The 18,718-nt window shown below is 65.6% G+C and carries 17 protein-coding genes; 8 read left to right on the forward strand and 9 right to left on the reverse strand.

Annotated elements, in window-relative coordinates; genetic code table 11:
- Positions 1-6: 6 nt before the first annotated feature.
- Both V6U71_RS16495 and V6U71_RS16500 read right to left on the reverse strand, forming a co-directional pair.
- Complete coding sequence (locus tag V6U71_RS16495) at positions 7-1,539, reverse strand: acyl-CoA synthetase (protein WP_411339466.1); 1,533 nt, start codon at positions 1,537-1,539, stop codon at positions 7-9.
- Between the two features lie 107 nt (positions 1,540-1,646).
- Positions 1,647-2,321: a winged helix-turn-helix domain-containing protein gene (locus V6U71_RS16500; RefSeq protein WP_411339467.1), complete on the reverse strand. Its 675-nt coding sequence runs from the start codon at positions 2,319-2,321 to the stop codon at positions 1,647-1,649.
- Between the two features lie 126 nt (positions 2,322-2,447).
- Between V6U71_RS16500 and V6U71_RS16505 the strand changes: the two genes are divergently transcribed.
- Positions 2,448-3,992, forward strand: a complete 1,545-nt coding sequence (locus V6U71_RS16505) for a class I adenylate-forming enzyme family protein (protein WP_411339468.1) — start codon at positions 2,448-2,450, stop codon at positions 3,990-3,992.
- On the opposite strand, the gene V6U71_RS16510 is transcribed toward V6U71_RS16505, so the two are convergent.
- The 6 genes from V6U71_RS16510 to crtY all read right to left on the reverse strand — a co-directional run bounded on the left by V6U71_RS16510 (position 3,968) and on the right by crtY (position 9,311).
- Entirely contained in the window at positions 3,968-4,489 is a 522-nt protein-coding gene (locus V6U71_RS16510; protein WP_411339469.1) for an AAA family ATPase, read from the reverse strand. The two genes, V6U71_RS16505 and V6U71_RS16510, sit on opposite strands and share 25 nt — an antisense overlap.
- A complete protein-coding gene (pnuC, locus tag V6U71_RS16515) occupies positions 4,486-5,055 on the reverse strand; it encodes a nicotinamide riboside transporter PnuC (RefSeq protein WP_411339470.1) in 570 nt (189 codons plus the stop codon). Before pnuC ends, V6U71_RS16510 begins: the two co-directional genes overlap by 4 nt.
- Positions 5,052-6,002: a phytoene/squalene synthase family protein gene (locus tag V6U71_RS16520; protein WP_411339471.1), complete on the reverse strand. Its 951-nt coding sequence runs from the start codon at positions 6,000-6,002 to the stop codon at positions 5,052-5,054. The genes pnuC and V6U71_RS16520 overlap by 4 nt, the downstream gene beginning before the upstream one ends.
- Positions 6,002-6,583 (reverse strand): TIGR00730 family Rossman fold protein, encoded by a 582-nt coding sequence (locus V6U71_RS16525; RefSeq protein WP_054731063.1) that lies wholly within the window; start codon positions 6,581-6,583, stop codon positions 6,002-6,004. Before V6U71_RS16525 ends, V6U71_RS16520 begins: the two co-directional genes overlap by 1 nt.
- 98 nt (positions 6,584-6,681) lie before the next feature.
- Complete coding sequence (locus V6U71_RS16530; RefSeq protein ID WP_411339472.1) at positions 6,682-8,157, reverse strand: phytoene desaturase; 1,476 nt, start codon at positions 8,155-8,157, stop codon at positions 6,682-6,684.
- Positions 8,154-9,311 carry a lycopene beta-cyclase CrtY gene (crtY, locus tag V6U71_RS16535; protein WP_411339473.1) on the reverse strand — a complete coding sequence of 386 codons (1,158 nt, stop codon included), beginning with the start codon at positions 9,309-9,311 and terminating at the stop codon, positions 8,154-8,156. Before crtY ends, V6U71_RS16530 begins: the two co-directional genes overlap by 4 nt.
- A gap of 110 nt (positions 9,312-9,421) precedes the next feature.
- On the opposite strand from crtY, the gene V6U71_RS16540 reads away from it, so the two are divergent.
- The 6 genes from V6U71_RS16540 to trmB all read left to right on the forward strand — a co-directional run bounded on the left by V6U71_RS16540 (position 9,422) and on the right by trmB (position 15,355).
- Complete coding sequence (locus V6U71_RS16540; RefSeq protein WP_411339474.1) at positions 9,422-10,156, forward strand: sterol desaturase family protein; 735 nt, start codon at positions 9,422-9,424, stop codon at positions 10,154-10,156.
- Positions 10,110-10,511 carry a DUF2141 domain-containing protein gene (locus V6U71_RS16545; RefSeq protein ID WP_411339475.1) on the forward strand — a complete coding sequence of 134 codons (402 nt, stop codon included), beginning with the start codon at positions 10,110-10,112 and terminating at the stop codon, positions 10,509-10,511. The genes V6U71_RS16540 and V6U71_RS16545 overlap by 47 nt, the downstream gene beginning before the upstream one ends.
- A 33-nt stretch (positions 10,512-10,544) precedes the next feature.
- Complete coding sequence (lnt, locus tag V6U71_RS16550; protein WP_411339476.1) at positions 10,545-12,233, forward strand: apolipoprotein N-acyltransferase; 1,689 nt, start codon at positions 10,545-10,547, stop codon at positions 12,231-12,233.
- A 50-nt stretch (positions 12,234-12,283) separates the two neighbouring features.
- Positions 12,284-13,504 (forward strand): methionine adenosyltransferase, encoded by a 1,221-nt coding sequence (gene metK / locus V6U71_RS16555; RefSeq protein WP_411339477.1) that lies wholly within the window; start codon positions 12,284-12,286, stop codon positions 13,502-13,504.
- A 67-nt stretch (positions 13,505-13,571) separates the two neighbouring features.
- Positions 13,572-14,549 carry a hypothetical protein gene (locus V6U71_RS16560; RefSeq protein ID WP_411339478.1) on the forward strand — a complete coding sequence of 326 codons (978 nt, stop codon included), beginning with the start codon at positions 13,572-13,574 and terminating at the stop codon, positions 14,547-14,549.
- Between the two features lie 62 nt (positions 14,550-14,611).
- A complete protein-coding gene (trmB, locus tag V6U71_RS16565; RefSeq protein WP_411339479.1) occupies positions 14,612-15,355 on the forward strand; it encodes a tRNA (guanine(46)-N(7))-methyltransferase TrmB in 744 nt (247 codons plus the stop codon).
- 16 nt (positions 15,356-15,371) lie between these two features.
- On the opposite strand, the gene V6U71_RS16570 is transcribed toward trmB, so the two are convergent.
- Positions 15,372-17,186, reverse strand: coding sequence for a DUF885 domain-containing protein (locus tag V6U71_RS16570; RefSeq protein WP_411339480.1), 1,815 nt, complete (start codon positions 17,184-17,186; stop codon positions 15,372-15,374).
- A gap of 197 nt (positions 17,187-17,383) precedes the next feature.
- Between V6U71_RS16570 and V6U71_RS16575 the strand changes: the two genes are divergently transcribed.
- Entirely contained in the window at positions 17,384-18,631 is a 1,248-nt protein-coding gene (locus tag V6U71_RS16575) for a metal-dependent hydrolase family protein (RefSeq protein ID WP_411339481.1), read from the forward strand.
- Positions 18,632-18,718: the final 87 nt, after the last annotated feature.

Genomic DNA, 18,718 nt, shown 5'->3' on the forward strand with positions numbered 1-18,718 from the left:
CACCCGTCAAACCCCTGCCTTGTCTTTCGCCCAATATTGGTCACGCAGCAGGCGCTTGTAGAGCTTGCCCGTATCGTGGCGCGGCAGCGCCTCCATGAAATCGATGCGGCGCGGAATTTTCACGCCCGACAATTTCTCGCGCGCATAGGCGCAGAGTTCGTCGCGGAAGGCGTCGGTCGCATCGGCCATGTCGGCGGGCTGGATAACCGCTATCACCTCCTCGCCCATTTCGTCGTGCGGGCCGCCGACCACCGCGACGTCGGCGACCTTCGGATGGGTGACGAGGTGATTTTCGATCTCCTGCGGGTAGATATTCACTCCGCCCGAGATGATCATGAAGCTCTTGCGATCGGTGAGATAGAGGAAGCCCTCCTCGTCGAGCTTGCCGACATCGCCCAGCGTCGACCAGCCCTTGCTGTTGCGGCTCGACGCGGTTTTTTCGCTGTCGCCGTGATATTCGAAGACATTGTCGCTTTCGAAAAAGACGCAGCCTTCCTCGCCCGTGCCGAGCTCGGTTTCATTGTCCTCGCCGACGATGTGCACCGCGCCGAGGATCGGCCGGCCGACCGATCCCTTGTGGGTCAGCCAGTCCTGGCTCGAGATGAAGGTCATGCCATTGCCTTCGGACCCGGCATAATATTCGAACAGGACCGGCCCCCACCAGTCGATCATCGCCTGCTTGACCGGGACCGGGCACGGCGCCGCGGCATGGATCGCGACCTTCAGCGTACTGTGGTCGTAACGCGCGCGCACCGCCTCGGGCAGCTTGAGCATGCGGACAAAATGCGTCGGCACCCACTGGCTCGCGTTGACGCGATATGTCTCGATATGGGCAAGCGCCGCCTCCTCGTCGAATTTCTTCATCAGCACGACGGTGCCGCCGAGACGATGGATCGTCATCGACCAGCGCAGCGGCGCGGCGTGATACAGCGGCGCCGGCGACAGATAGATGCTGTTTTCGTCGATCTGGAACACTGCGGAGGCGAGCATGACGAGGCTGTTCGTCGCCTCGATCGCCGGATCTTCGGGCAGCGGCACGCGGACGCCCTTCGGCCGGCCGGTGGTTCCCGACGAATAGAGCATGTCGACCCCGGCGCGCTCGTCCGCAACCGGAGTAGCAGGCATGGCGGCGACGGCATCTTCCCAGCTTTCATAGCCGGAAATCGTGCCGCCCATGGCGAAGCGCTTGATCCCCGTCGTCAATTGCTGTGCGGCGGCGGCAAGGCTCGCCGATACGACCAGAATCTGCGCCCCTGAATTTTCGAGAATATAATCGGTTTCGTCCTGCGTCAGCCGCGACGAAATACAGACATAGCGCAGCCCCGAACGCTGCGCGCCCCACGTCAGCCCGTAATAATGCGGCGTGTTGTCGAGCATGAAGGCAACGACATCCTCATGTCCCAACCCGTGCGCGCGAAACAATTGCGCGGCGCGATTCGATGCGGCGTCGAGCTCGCCATAGCTGATCGCCTCGCCCGTCTCGGCAACGATGATCGCGGGCTTGTCGGGGTTGTTTCGGGCATGGACGAAAGGGTGCATCTGGCCATCATCTCCGGAATCGCTGGTTTCTTTATGTCGGAGATCAGTAGCAACCTGAAACTTTCGGTCAAGCAAGCTGGGAGCGGCGACCGGCCAGTTTCTTTCGTCTATTCGGGCCGCGAACGCAGCGCATAGCCCATGCCCTTCACGGTATGCAGCATCGGCCAGTCGAATCCGCGATCCACCTTGGCGCGAAGCCGCGACATATGCACCTCGACCCGGTTGGTGCCGGGATCGAAATCGATGCGCCAGACCGCGCGCAAAAGCGCATCGCGCGATACCGGATGATCGGGCACGCGCGCGAGATTGGTCAACAGGTCATATTCGCGCAGCGGCAGGCGAATGAGCCGTCCGGCACGCTCGACGCGCCGGTCGATCAGATCGATACGCAGTTCGCCCTCGCCGAGCTGTCCCGCCGCGATCCGGCTGCGGCGCAGCAGGCCGGCGACCCGCGCCACCACTTCGGGCAGATTGTCGGTCCAGCCGACCGCGTCGGCGGCGCCGGCGTCGAGCGCCACCATCCGCTCGTCGAGCGAATCGCGATCCGAGACGACGATCAGCGGTCGCCGCCCGACGATCGACACCGCCAGCCGGACGAAATCGAACGGCTCCTGCCAGTCGAGGAACGGGTTGATCAGCAACAGGTCGAAACAACTGTCGATCCACGGACGGAGGTCGTTCGTGTGCGGCGGCAAAAGCTGCGCCGCCATTCCCGCGGCCTCGACCGCATCAACGAGCACCGCCGCCCGCTTTGCCTGCGGATGATAGATGGCGACAAGCAACTTTCTGTCGCGCCTATCCACAATATCCGATGATGCCATCCGCATCCCCCGTCGTCGACGCAACAATTTGTTGCCCCGCCGCCCCACCGGCATTGCACCGCCTTTCGGCTGTGGTACCCCATAGCCATGACCAGTATCGAAATGCTTGACGGCGATTTCGCCACCCTGCCCGACCTTGTCCGTGCCCATGCCGCGGAACGTCCCGATGCCGTAGCGGCTGCCGACCCGTTGCGGCGGTTGAGCTGGTCCGAACTGGATCAATTGACCGACCGAATCGCCGCGCGGCTGCAGCAGGACGGCTTTGCGAAGGGTGACCGCACCGCGATCGCCGGGCTCAACAGCGTCGAACAGATGGCGGTGATCCTCGGTACGCTCCGCGCCGGCGGCGTCGCGGGTCTCGTCACCAACAGCGCGACGGGCGAGCAAATGGCGGCGATGATCGCCGACACCGGCGCGCGCCATCTGTTCCTCGACAGCGCCGCGGCAGCGAACCTCGACGGACAGGTCGTCACCGCGAGCGACCGCATCGCGATGGACGGCAGCGATGCCGGCACCCCGCTCGACGCCTGGCTGGCGCTCGCCGGCGCAAAGCCGGTGCATGTCGAAATCCTGCCCGAAGATGGCTTCAACATCATCTATTCGTCGGGCACCACCGGCACCCCCAAAGGCATTGTGCACAGCCATGCGATGCGCTGGCAGCATATCGTCCGCGGCGCCCCCGCCTATGGCCCGCACGCGGTGACGATCCTCTCGACCCCGCTCTATTCGAACACGACGATGGCGAGTTTCATGCCGACGGTCGGCTCGGGCGGGCAAGTCGTGCTGATGAAGAAATTCGACGCGCGCGGCTTCCTCGAACTCGCCGAGCGTGAGCGCGCAACCAATACGATGCTGGTGCCGGTGCAGTACCGCCGCATCATGGCGCTCGAAGATTTCGGCCGCTTCGACCTGTCGAGCTTCATCATGAAATATTGCACTTCGGCACCGTTTCCTGCGTCGCTCAAAGCCGATGTGCTGAAGCGCTGGCCGGGCGGTCTCGTCGAAATCTACGGCATGACCGAGGGTGGCGCGGCGTTCATCCTCGAGGCGCACCAGTTCCCCGACAAGCTCCACACCGTCGGCCGCCCGGCGCCGGGCCATGTCGCGAAGGTGATCGACGAGGAGGGCAACGAGCTGCCGCAAGGATCGGTCGGCGAAGTCGTCGGCCGCTCGCCCGCGATGATGACCGGCTACAACAACCGCCCCGACGCCACGAAGGCGATGCACTGGCATGATGCCGACGGTAACCTCTTCTATCGCCACGGCGACATCGGCCGCATCGACGAGGAGGGCTTCCTGACGCTGATGGACCGCGCCAAGGACATGATCATCTCGGGCGGCTTCAACATCTTCCCGAGCGACCTCGAAGGCATTTTGCTCGCCGACGACCGCGTCGTCGAAGCAGCGGTGGTCGGGATACCGAGCGAAGAATGGGGCGAAACGCCGGTCGCCTTCGTCGTGCTCAAGGAAGGCGCTGTCGCCGAGGCGGTGCGCGCCGACTGCAACGCAAAGGTCGGCAAGACGCAGCGGCTGAGCGCGATTACCGTGGTCGATGAACTGCCGCGCAGCCCGATCGGCAAGATCCTGAAGCGCGAATTGCGAGATGCCTATTCGGTCAGCCCGGCCGCCTGAATCGCCGCGAGCGCGCTTTCGAGCCGCGCGTCGCCTTCACCCGCTACCCATGCCCATGCCAGTCCTCGCCGATCGAGTTCGCCGATCGCGACCTCCATGAACTGCCGCCGGGCCAGATCGCTGCCGAACAGCCGCGTGCCGTCCTCTTCCCACGGAAGGTCCATTGCCGGTACGAGATAGAGATCCGCCACCGCGCTCCACGCATCGATCCGCGGCAAGCGTTGCCCGAGCAGCATGATCGCCCATGCTTGCGTCATCAGCGGGTCGGTGTCCGAGACGAGCCAGGCGGGATCGCTCGCCATCGCCGCCTCGGTCGCCGCAATATGCCCCTCGAAGATCGCGAGCAGATCGGCAGCGTCGAACTCGGTGCCATGGGCTTCGCTGTAGGTACGGCCATATTCGGGGACGACGACACCGCCGAGACGCGCGGCGAGGCGCGGGGCGAGCGTCGACTTGCCGGTACTTTCGGCGCCGTGCAGACAGATATGGCGCGTCATGCCCGCGTCCGCCGCAAGGCAGCGGCGCGGCGCCACTGGATCAGCCCGTCGATCGACAGACCCAGCAGCACGACATAGACCGCGCTCGTCGCATAAAGGCCGCGCGACGCGAAGAGCGGGATCGCGATCAGATCGACGAGGATCCACAGGTACCAGCTTTCGACGCGGCGCCGCGCGAGCAGCCATTGCGCGGTAATGCTGAGCATCGCGACGGCGCCGTCCACCCATGGCGCCGCGGCGTCCGTATGGCGATGCATCATGGCGCTCCAGCCCGCCCACGCCGCGACGGTCAGCGCGCCCCATACGGCGCGCGCCTGCTGCGTCATCCAGCCGACGGGGACGCCGCTTTCGTCGCGCGCACGCAGCCAGGCGGCCCAGCCGTAAAGATTGAGCGCGAAGAAAAAGCCCTGCAGCAGCATGTCGCTGTAAAGGCGCGCTTCATAGAAAATGACGGCATAAAGGCTGACCGCTACCAGCGCGAACGGATAGTTCCAGACGCTGCGCAGCGCGACCAGCGCGACGTTGATCAGCACCAGCGCCGCGGCGATCCATTCGAGCTGGCTCATGCCTGCCGCGGCCGCGTCCACAGCCCGTCGCGGCTGATCCGGCGCTGCGGGGGACGGCGCAGCACCGACCAGCCGGCGCGCGCGACCCAGCCAAGCTTGGCAAACAGCGAACTGGCGGCACGATGGTCCCACGCATGGTCGCCGCGCGCGCGCACCTCGCGCGCGATGTCGCCATAGATGCCCGCCGCGGCGAGCACCGCCCAGCGGCTACGCGGCGGCAGCTTGCGGGCGCCCCAGCGCGCCGATGCCTCATATTCCTCGGCCATTTCGGCGAGCCATTTCGCCATCACCGACAGGCGCGGACGAAAGGCAGGGTGCATATGCTGGCCGGGTGGGATGTCGAGTTCAACCATCCACTCGACGGGCAGGTAGCAGCGGTCGGCCGCGGCATCCTCGGCGACGTCGCGGGCGATATTCGCAAGCTGGAACGCGATACCGAGGTCGGACGCACGGTCGAGCGTCGCTTCGTCGCCGGGATCCACCCCCATCACCAGCGCCATCGCGACCCCGACCGCGCCCGCGACATGATAGGAGTAGCGGAGCAAATCGTCCTCGCTGCGCGGACGCCAGTCCTTCGCATCGAGTTCGAAGCCCGCGATGATATCGTCGATGACCGCGCGCGGGATGGCGACTTCAGTGAGCAACAGGCCAAGCGCATCGAAGGCGTCTTCGCCGGTCGGCTCGCCCGCGAAGACCCGGTCGGTCTGCGCGCGAATATGCGCGACCGCCGCCACCGGATCATGCCCCGGCTTCATCGCGCCGCCATGATCCTGCCCGTCGGTCAGGTCGTCGGCGGCACGGCACCAGGCGTAGAGCAGCCACACCCGCTCGCGCGTTTCGCGGTCGAAGAGCTGGCTGGCGAGCGCGAAACTTTTCGATCCGCGCGCGATGCTGTCGTGCGCGAAACCGTGGAGGGCGTGCGCATCATAGGCCCCCGCTTCAGCCATTAAAGATCGTCGGCCTTCATCGCAAAAATCGGCGCATGCGGTTCATAAGCCGCCATCTTGGCGAGTAGTTCGTCGAGCCCCGCATCGACGATCATGATCCCGGCGTGCGCCGCGCGGACGAAGCCGACGTCGATCATCTTGCGGTTGAACGCGATGAGGTCGTTATAGAATCCCGCCGTGTTGAGCAGTCCGACCGGCTTGTTGTGATAACCGAGCTGCGCCCAGCTGATCGCTTCCCACAATTCGTCCATCGTCCCGACCCCGCCGGGAATGGTCAGGAAACCATCGCTGAGGTCGGTGAACATGCGCTTGCGCTCGTGCATCCCCGAAACGACGTGCAATTCGGTGCAGCCGCGATGCGCGACCTCGGCGCCGACGAGCGCGTCGGGGATGATCCCGATCACCTCGCCGCCTGCCTCCAAGGCACTATCGGCGACCGCCCCCATCAGCCCCAACCGGCCGCCGCCATAGACGACGCCGATCCCCCGCTCGGCAAGCGTGCGGCCAACGTGGCGCGCGGTCTGAAGATAAACGGGATCCTCGGGGCTGGCGGATCCGCAATAGACGGCAAGGCGTTTCATAAACTCCCCTTACCCGTTCGTGTCGAGCGAAGTCGAGACACCCATCGTCATGGCGGCAAGCCCGATGGGCATCTCGACTTCGCTCGATGCGAACGGAATTATTGGTCCAACATCAAATGGGCCGTCGCCTTGGCGCTGCCGACCACCCCCGGGATACCCGCGCCCGGATGCGTCCCCGCGCCGACGAAGTAAAGGTTCGAAATATCGTCGTCGCGGTTGTGGGCGCGAAACCAGGCGCTCTGCCACAGCAGCGGTTCGAGGCTGAACGCGCTCCCCAGATGCGCCGACAGGTCGCGGCCGAAATCGGCAGGGGTGTAGTGGAAGCGGGTGACGAGATTGGCGCGCAGCCCCGGCAGTACGCGCCGCTCGATCTCCGCGAGGATCGCGTCGGCAAAGCGCTCACCGAACGCACCGTCCCAGTCCGCAGCCGCCTTGCCGAGATGCGCAACCGGCGCGAGTGCATAAAAGGTTGCGTGCCCCGGCGGCGCCATACCGGGGTCGGTAATGCTCGGATGGTGGAGATAGAGCGAGAAGTCGTCGGGAACGACCCCGCCCCGATAGATGTCGTCGAGCAGCCCCTTGTAGCGCGGGCCGAACAAGATGCTGTGATGCGCGATATCGGGATATTCGCCCTTCACCCCGAAATGGACGACGAACAGCGACGGCGACCAGCGCTTGCGCGACAGGCCGCGCGCGACCTTAGCCGCGCGCGGGTGATCGAGCAGGTCGCGGTAGCTGTGCATCAAATCGCCATTGCACGCGATCATCTCAGCCTCGCCGTGCCAGCCGCTTTGCGTCGTGACGCCCGTCGCGCGGTCGCCCGCGGTTGCAATCTTCACGACCGCGTCGCCGAGCCGCAATGTCCCGCCCAGCCGTTCGAACAATCGCACCATACCGCCGACCAGCGCGTTGGTACCGCCGCGTGCGAACCACACGCCGCCTTGCTTCTCGATCGTGTGGATCAGCGCATAGATCGCGCTCGTCGTCATCGGATTGCCGCCGACGAGCAGCGTGTGGAACGACAGCGCCTGCCGCAGCCGCTCGTCCTCGACATAGGAGGACACGACCCCATAGACGCTGCGCCACGCCCGATATTTCATCAGCGCCGGTGCCGCTCTGATCATCGACGCAAAGTCGAGGAATGCGACCGCGCCGAGCTTGACATAGCCCTGCTCGTAAACGCCGCGCGAATAATCGAGGAAGCGGTCATAGCCCGCAACATCGCGGGCGCACAGCTTCGCGATCTCGGCGCGGAGCGCCGCCTCGTCGTTCGAATAATCGAAGTTCGTCCCGTCGGGCCAGTTCAGCCGGTAAAAGGGCATCACGGGGACAAGGTCGACATCGGCCGCCATGTCCTGCCCGGAGAGCGCCCACAGTTCGCGAAGACAGGGCGGGTCGGTGATCACCGTCGGCCCCGCATCGAAGGTAAAGCCCTCCTTCACCCAATGATACGCCCGGCCGCCGGGCTTGTCGCGCGCCTCGACCACGGTCGTCGCCACCCCCGCCGATTGCAGCCGGATCGCGAGCGCCAGCCCGCCGAAGCCGGCGCCGATGACGATGGCGCGGCGCGTCATTTCCAGTCGAAACGCCGGAGCGCCGTCAGCGCGCGGCCGACCGGCACCGGCGGCTTGCCCGACAGGATGCGCAGCTTGTCCATTGTCCGCGACTGTCCGGCATAGAAGCGCGCGATGAGACCCGCCGGCAAGCGGTAAAAGCGCTGGAAGATCCGGTAGCGCTCGTCGGGTTCGGCGGCGCGGAACAGCATGGCGCCGAGCATGCGATAGAAGCGCTGGCGCCGCCAAGAGTCTGCGGCGCGCGCGCGCAGCGCCGCAGCCAGATCGCGGCGGTCGGCGAGTTCGGGCAAGGCCGCTGCCGTCCGCACCGCGCCGGGAAGCGAATAGCCCGTCGTCGCATGAAAGGTCCCGGCGCGCACGCCGATCCGCGCAGTGCGGTCGGATGCCGGCCACAGACGATCGAAATCGCCGCCGATCACCACCGGCAGCACCCCCGTTTCCTCGCGGGTCACCGCCGCCACCTCCCACTGCCGCGCTTCGGCATAGGCGGCGATGCGGTCGCGGATCGCCGCGACGTCGAGCTCGGCGCCGTCGCTGTAATAGGTATCCTCGACGAACAATGTTTCGGCATCGAAGGGCAAAAGATAGACGAAGCGATAGCCGTCGATCTGCTCGACCCCGGCATCCATCACCACCGGGCGGTCGACGCCGTGCCCGCCCGCGATGGTCAGCGCCTGCCCGACGAATTTCTGCCAGCCGCACTCGATCGCCGGGTTTTTCACCGCACCGCGCGCATCGATGACATGGCGCGCCGACAATCGCCCGCCGCGCGCCAGCAACACATGGTCGGGCGCGACATGCTTCGCCTTTTCGGCGATGATGCGATCCTCGGGCAGCGCCGCCGCGACCGCCTCGGCCAGCGCCTCGCCGGTGATGCTCTTATATCCCATCCGCAGCGTGCGGCGATGCGCCGGAAAGCCGACGCCGTATTTTTCCCAATGGTAACGCACCAGCGGCGCGACCAGCCAGCGATCCTTTTTCGCAATGTCGCTGTCGAAGAAGGACCAGACATGGTTGCCGCCGATCGGCCCCGGCTCGACCAGCCGCACATCGAGGTCGGGCCGCTTCGCCGCGAGCGCCAGCGCCGCGAGCCCGCCGGCGAGCCCGCCGCCGACGATCGCGATGTCGCATTTGCCGAGATCCCTCGCCGCCATGCCACAGCCCTAGCCGTCCTGCTGCCCGCACGCAAAGCCATTGCAACGCACCGTGGAGCGGCTAGCCTTCCGTCGTGACCGGTTGGCCGATCCTTTATTCCGCCCTGGCGATGACGGCGATCGTTGGCGTCCGCTATCTGATCAGCAGCGGCGGCTTCGCGCTCGCGACGCGGCTGAAGCACCCCGGCCTCTATTACGGCCTCGAAAAGCAGATGCGGCGCGAGATCGGCTGGAGCCTTGCCAGCGCCGCCATCTACGGCATTCCTGCCGGCATCGTCGCCTGGGGCTGGCAGGCGCATGGCTGGACGCGTATCTACAGCGACTGGAACGCCCTGCCGCTCTGGTATCTGCCCGTCAGCCTCTTCGCCTATCTGCTCCTCCACGACACATGGTTCTACTGGACCCACCGCTGGATGCACCGTCCCGCCCTGTTCCGCCTTGCGCACAGCGTCCACCACGACAGCCGCCCGCCGACCGCATGGGCGGCGATGAGCTTTCATCCGCTCGAAGCGGCCACCGGCGCGGTCGTCATCCCGGCGCTCGTCTTCCTGATCCCTATTCATGTCGCGATGCTCGGCCTCGTCCTTGCGATCATGACGTTGATGGGGGTGGGCAATCATATGGGGTGGGAGATGTTCCCGCGCGCGCTTGTCCATGGACCCGCGGGCCGCTGGCTGATAACCGCGACCCACCACGAACGGCATCACGCCGCCTACCGAGGGAATTATGGGCTCTATTTCCGTTTCTGGGACAAGGCGTGCGGCACGGATATCGGCCTGGGCGACTTTGGGAGCAGCCTTGACGCTGCTCACCGCCGCCGCGAGCGCGCCGCCGCCGAAGGTTGAGGTCAGCGTCACCGGCCTGCGCAGCACCAAGGGGCAGCTCCTCGTCTGCCTGACCACCAACCCCAAGGCTTTTCCTAATTGCAGCAAGGACAAATCGTCGGTGCGCATGGCGGTGAAGGCGGCCGACGCGGGCGACTTCGTCGTCCACGCGCCCGCGACGGGCACCTATGCGATTGCCGTCGTCCATGACGAAAACAGCAACAACAAGATGGACCTCGCGATCTTCCTGCCCAAGGAAGGCTTCGGCTTTTCGCGCAACCCGACAATCACCGTCGGCCCGCCCAGCTTCAAATCGGCGAGCTTCGCGGTGGCGGGCGACATGCGCCAGTCGATCAAGATGAAATATATGCTCTAGTGGGCCGGTGAGCGGACAGCTAAGAGAGCGCGCGTGACCGCGACCTCCTCCCGCATCGCCGCTTTCGCCGACCGCTGGCCAAAGCTCGTCGCCCTGCTCCTCGGCGCCGTTTCGGCGACGGGATTCGCGCCGCTGAACTTCTGGCCGCTGACCCTGCTCGCTTTCGCCGGATGGATGGCGCTCGTCGCGCAAAGCCCGCGCGGCCGGCGTGCCTTTGGAACCGGCTGGGCGTTCGGGATCGGCCATTTTGCGCTCGGCCTCAACTGGATCGCGACCGCTTTCACCTATCAGGCGGCGATGCCTGCCTGGCTCGGATGGGTCGCGGTGGTGCTGCTGTCGCTCTATCTCGCGGTCTATCCGGCACTGGCGGCCTGGGCGGCGTGGGCGGTACAGCGATACGTCATCTCTACGAAGACCGAAGCCGCTGGCGGTTTGCACGACAGCGAAGGTCCAAAGCCGATTGCCCCGACCTTCGCAGGGGTGACCCTATCCTTTGTCTTCGCCTTTGCCGGCTTCTGGATTCTCGCCGAATGGCTGCGCAGTTGGGTGTTCACAGGCTTCGCGTGGAATCCGTTATCGGTTGTGATGCTCAAAGACTTCTTCGGTCCAGCCCTGATCCGGTGGGTCGGCACCTATGGGGCCTCGGGGTTGCTGCTGCTTCAAGTCGGTGCCGTGATGTGGTTGTGGGGTTATTTTCACAAGCCGGACCACCCGACACTGGCACGACGACCCGTCGCCCAATTCTTTATGTGGTGGCTTGCGGCGGGGCTGCTCAATGTGCCCATCGCCCTTCTGGAAAAGAGCAGCCAAAGCAGCGACCATTCGCGTGGCCAAAGTATCCCCGTCACCGTCGTCCAGCCCAATGTCGGCCAGCAGGACAAATGGGAAGGCAGCAAGGCCGACGCCAATTTCGCCAAGCTGGCGCGGCTGACGGCGCCGAAGGACGACCGGCCGCGGCTGATCCTGTGGCCCGAAGCGGCGATCCCTGACTATCTCGAAACCGGATATCCGTCCTATTATTACGACCGTGCGCCGGCGGCGGCGCGCGGACGGCTGACGAACCTGATGAACCCCGGCGACCTAATGCTGCTCGGCGCGCTGAAGCTCGAGTTCGACAAGACGGGAGATGCGGTCGGCGCCCGCAACGCGGTGATGACCGTCCACGCCGACGGCACGCTCGGACCGCGCTACGACAAGGCGCACCTCGTCCCCTATGGCGAATATCTCCCGATGCGCCCGATCCTCTCGGCGATCGGGCTGTCGCGCCTCGCGCCGGGCGATATCGACTTCTGGCCGGGGCCGGGGCCGCACACGCTCGACCTCGGCGCCTTCGGTCGCGCGGGCCTGCAAATCTGCTATGAGATCATCTTCTCGGGTCAGGTCGTCGACCGCGCGCACCGTCCCGACTTCCTCTTCAATCCGTCGAACGACGCATGGTTCGGCGCATGGGGCCCGCCGCAGCATCTGGCGCAGGCGCGGCTACGCGCGATCGAGGAAGGGCTGCCCGTCGTGCGCGCGACACCGACCGGGATCAGCGCGGTGATCGACGCCGACGGCCGCATCCTCGCATCGATCCCGATGCACCGGCCGGGACGGATCGACACCACGCTGCCGCCGCCGCACGCGCCGACCCTTTTTGCCCGCTTCGGCAACCTGCTGCCGGTCGGCTTCGCGCTGCTTCTGCTCGTGGCCGCCATTGCTTTTCGGCGGCGCGGACGCTAACAGCCCCGCACATAAAGCATCCTTTATATTCGCTCCCAAAGAAGGCTCTCATGCGCAACAGCTTCCTCTTCACCTCCGAAAGCGTGTCCGAAGGACATCCCGACAAGGTGGCCGACCAGATCAGCGATTCGATCGTCGACCTGTTCCTGTCGAAGGATCCCGAGGCCCGCGTCGCGTGCGAGACGCTGACCACGACCCAGCTTGTCGTGCTCGCGGGCGAAATCCGCTGCAAGGGTGTGTTCGAGAATGGCGAATGGGTCCCCGGCGCGCTCGAAGAGATCGAGGCCACCGTCCGCCGGACGGTCAAGGAGATCGGTTACGAACAGGACGGCTTCCATTGGGAAAGCTTCCGCTTCGAAAACAACCTGCACGCCCAGTCGGCACATATCGCGCAGGGCGTCGACGAAGCCGCCGATAAGGATGAGGGCGCAGGCGATCAGGGGATCATGTTCGGTTATGCATCGGACGAAACCCCTGACCTGATGCCCGCGACGCTCGATTACAGCCACAAGATCCTTGAGCGCATGGCGGCCGACCGCAAGGCGGGCATCGCCCCCTTCCTCGAACCCGACGCGAAGAGCCAGGTCACGCTGCGCTATGCCAACGAACGGCCGGTCGAAGCGACCGCGATCGTCGTGTCGACCCAGCATGCCCCGGGCTATTTCTTCCACAACGGCGAGGGCGACGAAGCGAAATATACCGAGCTGCGCAAATATGTGCTCGGCGTGATCGCCGACGTGCTGCCTGCCGAACTGCTGACCGCGAACACCGTCTATCACATCAACCCGACGGGCCGCTTCGAGATCGGCGGCCCCGACGGCGACGCCGGGCTGACCGGCCGCAAGATCATCGTCGACACCTATGGCGGCGCCAGCCCGCACGGCGGCGGCGCCTTCAGCGGCAAGGACCCGACCAAGGTCGACCGCTCGGCGGCGTACATCACCCGTTACCTCGCCAAGAACATCGTCGCCGCGGGCCTCGCGCGTCGGTGCACGATCCAGTTGAGCTATGCGATCGGCGTCGCCGAACCGCTGTCGATCTATGTCGACCTGCACGGCACCGGCACCGTCGAGGAAGGCCGCATCGAGGCGGTGATCCCCGAGCTTGTCCGCCTGACGCCGAAGGGTATCCGCACCCACCTCGGGCTCAACAAGCCGATCTACCGGCAGACCGCGGCCTATGGCCATTTCGGCCGCCAGTCGGACGGCAATGCCTTTCCATGGGAACGCACCGACCTCGTCGACAAGCTGAAGGCCGCACTCGCCGGCTGACACAGGGCGACTTGCTATCGCCAACCCGATCTGACAGCTAATGCTTCGGGATCGGGGAGGAACGGCCATGCCCAAAACCAGTCTGTTCATGTGCCTGCTAGGCGCAGCACTGGCCATGGCTTTGCCCGGTGCAGCGTCGGCCCAGCAGCCGCTACCGGTCAACGCCGGGGCAGCATGGGCGCATGCCCATAGCGGCATCGTCATCCCGGCAACGCTCGGCGGCCTCGCGCGCATGCGCGCGACGAGCTTCGCCGAACCCGAACTCGACATCAGCCAGAATTTCGGGTCCAGCGACGGCAACCAGCAACTGACCGTCTATATTTTCCGCAATACCAACGGCGCCGTACCGATCTGGTTTGCGCAGGCACAGCGCGCGATCAGCCTGCGCGAGGATCTGAAAAACCCGGCGCTGGCGATCGCGCCGGTCGCCTTCACCCCGCCCGCGCAGGCCGCAGCAAGTGGCCTCAAGGCAGTGTTCGCCCCCGCAGGGGTTGAGGGCATTCGCAGCACCGGCGTGGCGCTGTTCGCCGTCGGCGATTGGTATGTGAAGATGCGCGCGACCTCGGCGACGCAATCGCCCGGCGAGCTATCGGCATCGATGGAGGAGGCCCTCTCGGAAATCCGCTTGCCGCAGACCGGTGCCGCCGTCGCGGCAGAACCGATCGCCGATTGCGCGGCAAAGCTCGTCTTCACCGGGAACGCCGCCGATACGGCGCTCCCTGCACCGACGCTGACAGCCGGGGTGCAGACGCCGGCCCCACGCCTGACCGCAACCCGCTGGTGCATCGACGGCGTCGTCGGCGGCAATCGCGCCGTCTATCGCCCCGAGGGGACAGCCGACCGCTATCTGCTGGCAATCGGCGACAACGGCAAGGCGGTCGCGGTCCAGCCGCACGCGGCGGGATATTATTCCGCCAATTTCATCGTCGCGGCGCAGACCGTCGCGCTGGTCGCGCAGGACCGCCTGCCCACGCCGCAGCGCGCGCTCGACCTTGTCGAAAAGAAACGCGCCGCCGGAACGACGCCGACATGGCCGCCGCGCTGAGCCCGCCGCATCGAGCCGGGACGCGTTGACCGGAACGCCACCGCTCGGCTAGGGCGCGCGGCATGACCGCTTACAAACCCGGCGATCCGACGACGATCAACCGCCTCTATGGCCGCGCCAAGGGCAAACCGCTGCGCGCGGGGCAGCAGGATCTGGTCGACAAGCTGCTGCCGCAGATCGCCGTTCCTGTGGAAGGCGAAGTCACTGCGGCGCGGCTGTTCGGCGACGCCGAGGGACAGGGGCGCCCCCTGCACTTCGAGATCGGCTTCGGCGGCGGCGAACATATGGCCGGGCGCGCCGACATGCTCCCCGACCATGGCTTCATCGGCGCCGAGCCCTTCGTCAACGGCGTCGCGCAGGCGCTGGTGCATGTGTCGGGCGATCCCCATCTCGCGGAAAAGGGGGGCCAGCGTCTGCCGCTCGCCAATGTCCGCATTCATCACGGCGATGCTCTGGAAGTGTTGCGCCGGATTCCCGACGGTGCGCTGAGCTTCGCCTATCTGCTCCACCCCGACCCCTGGCCGAAGGCGCGCCACGCGAAGCGGCGGATGATGAACGACGGCCCGGTCGACCTGATCGCCGCGAAGCTCAAACCCGGCGGCGAATTCCGCTTCGGCACCGACCACCCTATCTATCTCGCCCACGCGCTGATGATCATGCGCCGCCATCGCCACCAGTTCGAATGGCTGGCACAGGCGTCAGGCGACTTCCTCGTCCGGCCGGGCGGCTGGCCCGAAACCCGCTACGAAGCCAAGGCGCGCGCGCAAGGGCACGAAGTCTGGTATTTTCGCTACCGGCGCCGCTAGCCCTGGCGCCGTTGCATCACTTCTGCTTCGCGGCGATGTAGCGGCCGACCTGTTCGTCGAGCAGATCGAGCGGCAGCGCGCCTTCGCTCAGCACCGCTTCGTGGAACTCGCGGATATCGAACCGCGGCCCCAGTTCGTGCTCGGCGCGCTTGCGCAGCTCGGCGATGCGAAGCTGGCCGACCATGTAGCTCGTCGCCTGCCCCGGCCAGTTGAAATAGCGGTCGACCTCGCGCGCGATATCGGTGTCCGAGACCGAGCTGTTGGCACGAAAATAAGCGATCGCCTGATCGCGCGTCCACCGTTTCGAATGGATGCCGGTGTCGAGAACGAGGCGGATCGCCCGCCACACCTGGAGCGACAGCATGCCGAAGCGGTCATAGGGGGTTTTATACACTCCCATCTCGTCCGCCAATCGCTCCGAATAGAGGCCCCACCCCTCCATATAGGCGCCATAGCCGCCGAACTTGCGGAACTTGGGCAGCCCCTCGAGTTCCTGCTGACGCGCAATCTGGAAGTGATGCCCCGGCGCGCCTTCGTGCGCGGCGATGCCCGCCACCTGCACCTTTTGCGTCTGGTTCATGTCGACGAGGTTGACATAATAGATGCCGGGCCGCGACCCGTCGGCCGACGGCTGGTTATAGAAGGCGGTGGGTGCCGTTCCCTCGCGCCATTTCTCCACCGCGCGCACCTCCAGCGCTGCCTTCGGCAACACGCTGAAATAGCGCGGCGCTGCGTCCATTACCGAGGCGACCACTGCCCGCGCATCGCGCAGATACTCTTCGCGGCCAGCCTCGGTATTCGCATATTTGAACTGGGGATCGGTGCGGATGTGATCGAAAAATTGCTCGAGCGTCCCGTCGAAGCCGACCTCGCGCTTGATCGCTTCCATCTCGCCGCGAATCTTCGCCACCTGTTCGAGGCCGATCGCGTGGATCTGATCGGCGGTCAGGCTGGTGGTCGTCGCGCTTTTGAGCTGATCGGCATAATAGGCCGCGCCGTCGGGCAAGTTCCAGACGCCGAAATTGCCCTTCGATTGCGGCTCGATCTCGTCGAGCGCCGCGAACAGCGTTTCGTAGCCGCGCCGGAACGGCCCCTTCAACGCGTCTCGCGCGTCGGCGAGCAGCTTGTCCTTCGCCGCAGCCGGCGCGTCGAGCGCAGCCACCTTTTTGCGAAAATCCGCCATCAGCGTCGAATCGGGGCCATCGTCGAACGGCGCGCCGGTCACCACCCGGCGCGCGTCGGCGCGGGCCGGCGCGAAATTGACCTTGTTGGGCACGATTCCCGCCGCCGCCTGTTCGCGCATCAGCGCCGCGACCTCGTGCATCACGCGATCGGTATCGCGCAGGCGGGCGATATAGGCCTCGGCGTCGGCGACGGTGTCGATCTTGTGGTTGTTGATGAGCAGGACGGGAATCTCGCCCGCGGGACTGCCGTTCGTCGTCACCGGAAAGCGCAGTTTCCGGAACCGCGTCGATTCGCGACCGCGTTCGACTTCATATTCGAAGAGGCGGTAACTGACGCGCGCGCGTTCGCCCAATCGATCGGGACGGAAACGCGCTTGCATGTCCTTGAGCTGCCGCTCGGCGAGCGCCTGCTCGCGCAAGGCAAAGGCGTCCGTATAATCGTCGAGCCGGTCGTAATCGGTCTTGAACCCGAGCACGGTCTGCGTTTCGGGACGCAAGGCCACCTGTTCGTCATAAGCCCGGTCGAGAAATTCGAGCAGCGCCGCGTCCTCCGCCCCTGACTGTACCGTCTGCGCAAACGCGGGCGTGTCGAACGGGACGAGCGGCAGCGCCGGCAACAGCATCAAGGCAAAAGCTAGGCGCATCATATTCTCCTGTCGCATCATCCGATTCCCGCCCTGTCCTCTCACGGGAAACATGGGCCGTCCAACCAAAATCGAGTGCAGGTCGCATTGCCGTTTCGCCAAGATATCGCAAACCCTATTGCATCGCCGGCAATTTATGACACTTATGTATGAAATATAGCAATGCCCCTGCGGGAAAATTTGCCGACACGGAGATGGCCATGACGATTGCGATCCTTGAAAACGCCCGCCTGTTCGACGGCACGAACGCCGATTGCCCGACAGGCGTGTCGGTTGCCATCGAAGGTGGCACGATCAAGGAGGTGTCCGAGCGCCCGATCGCCGCCGACGGCGCGCGGCGGATCGATGTCGGCGGCCGCACGCTGATGCCGGGGCTAATCGATCTTCATATCCACGCCTATATCTCCGATGTGAATATCCAGCGCGTCGATGCGATGGGGCCTGCCCACCGCACCGCCCATGCCGTGCGCATGCTCGGCCATGCGCTCGATTGCGGCTTCACCACGGTGCGCGATATCGGCGGCGGCGACTGGTCGCTCTGGCGCTCGATCGAGGAGGGCCTCATCCGTGCGCCCCGCTTTCTCTATGCGGGGCGCATCGTGTCGATGACCGGCGGCCACGGCGATATGCGGCCGATGAGCAATGACGGCCACGGCCATGACCACAGTTTTTGCCAATGCGGTCAGGTCAACAGCCTGACGGTGATCGCCGACGGCGTCGACGCGTGCATCGCGGCGGTCCGCGAGGAATATCGGCGCGGGGCGCATACGATCAAGATCATGGGGTCGGGCGGCGTCGCGTCGCCCACCGACCCGATCTGGATGAACCAGTATCGCGAGGACGAGGTCCGGGCGATCGTCAATGAATGCGTCGAACGGCGCAGCTATGCCTCTGCGCATTGCCATCCGACGAGCGCGATCCGGCGCTGCGTCGAATTCGGCGTCCGCTGCATCGAGCATGGCACGCTCATCGACGACGAGACGGCCGCCTTCGTGGCCGAGCGCGGCGCGTTCATCGTGCCGACGATGGCAATCATTTTCGCGCTGCGCGAGCTTGGTCCCGCGATGGGCTTTCCGCCGGAAAATCAGGCGAAGCTCGACGAGGTTTTCGGTGAAGCCCTCTCGGGCATGGACCGGATGCGGCAGGCGGGCGTCAAGATCGGGTTCGGAACCGACCTGCTCGGCAACACCTATACGCGCCAGTGCACCGAATTCTCGATCCGCAGCGAAGTTTTTTCGCCGATCGAGATATTGCGGCAGGCCACGTCGATCGGCGCCGAAGTGCTGCAGATGCAAGGCAAGCTGGGCTGCGTCGCTGCGGGCGCGCACGCCGACCTGATCGTCGTCGACGGCGACCCCTTGTCCGACATCGGCCTGCTCGCGCGGAACGGCGAGGCGCTACCGCTGATCATGCGCGCCGGCGAGATCGTCAAGAACCGGTTGCACTGAAGGCCGGCTTCGCTGCGGCCGATAGTGGACGTTAATCTCCCCTCCCGCAGGCGGGAGGGGTCGGGGGTGGGCCAGCAGCGTTGGGTC

The sequence above is a fragment of the Sphingopyxis sp. J-6 genome (assembly GCF_046603995.1).
Lineage (GTDB): Bacteria > Pseudomonadota > Alphaproteobacteria > Sphingomonadales > Sphingomonadaceae > Sphingopyxis.

Bases quoted from the DNA above. Each gene is read 5' to 3' on its own strand.
- V6U71_RS16495 (WP_411339466.1), bottom strand. From the start codon at position 1,539: ATGCACCCTTTCGTCCATGCCCGAAACAACCCCGACAAGCCCGCGATC.
- V6U71_RS16505 (WP_411339468.1), top strand. From the start codon at position 2,448: ATGACCAGTATCGAAATGCTTGACGGCGATTTCGCCACCCTGCCCGAC.
- V6U71_RS16510 (WP_411339469.1), bottom strand. From the start codon at position 4,489: ATGACGCGCCATATCTGTCTGCACGGCGCCGAAAGTACCGGCAAGTCG.
- pnuC (WP_411339470.1), bottom strand. From the start codon at position 5,055: ATGAGCCAGCTCGAATGGATCGCCGCGGCGCTGGTGCTGATCAACGTC.
- V6U71_RS16520 (WP_411339471.1), bottom strand. From the start codon at position 6,002: ATGGCTGAAGCGGGGGCCTATGATGCGCACGCCCTCCACGGTTTCGCG.
- V6U71_RS16525 (WP_054731063.1), bottom strand. From the start codon at position 6,583: ATGAAACGCCTTGCCGTCTATTGCGGATCCGCCAGCCCCGAGGATCCC.
- V6U71_RS16530 (WP_411339472.1), bottom strand. From the start codon at position 8,157: ATGACGCGCCGCGCCATCGTCATCGGCGCCGGCTTCGGCGGGCTGGCG.
- crtY (WP_411339473.1), bottom strand. From the start codon at position 9,311: ATGGCGGCGAGGGATCTCGGCAAATGCGACATCGCGATCGTCGGCGGC.
- V6U71_RS16540 (WP_411339474.1), top strand. From the start codon at position 9,422: ATGACGGCGATCGTTGGCGTCCGCTATCTGATCAGCAGCGGCGGCTTC.
- metK (WP_411339477.1), top strand. From the start codon at position 12,284: ATGCGCAACAGCTTCCTCTTCACCTCCGAAAGCGTGTCCGAAGGACAT.
- V6U71_RS16560 (WP_411339478.1), top strand. From the start codon at position 13,572: ATGCCCAAAACCAGTCTGTTCATGTGCCTGCTAGGCGCAGCACTGGCC.
- trmB (WP_411339479.1), top strand. From the start codon at position 14,612: ATGACCGCTTACAAACCCGGCGATCCGACGACGATCAACCGCCTCTAT.
- V6U71_RS16570 (WP_411339480.1), bottom strand. From the start codon at position 17,186: ATGATGCGCCTAGCTTTTGCCTTGATGCTGTTGCCGGCGCTGCCGCTC.
- V6U71_RS16575 (WP_411339481.1), top strand. From the start codon at position 17,384: ATGACGATTGCGATCCTTGAAAACGCCCGCCTGTTCGACGGCACGAAC.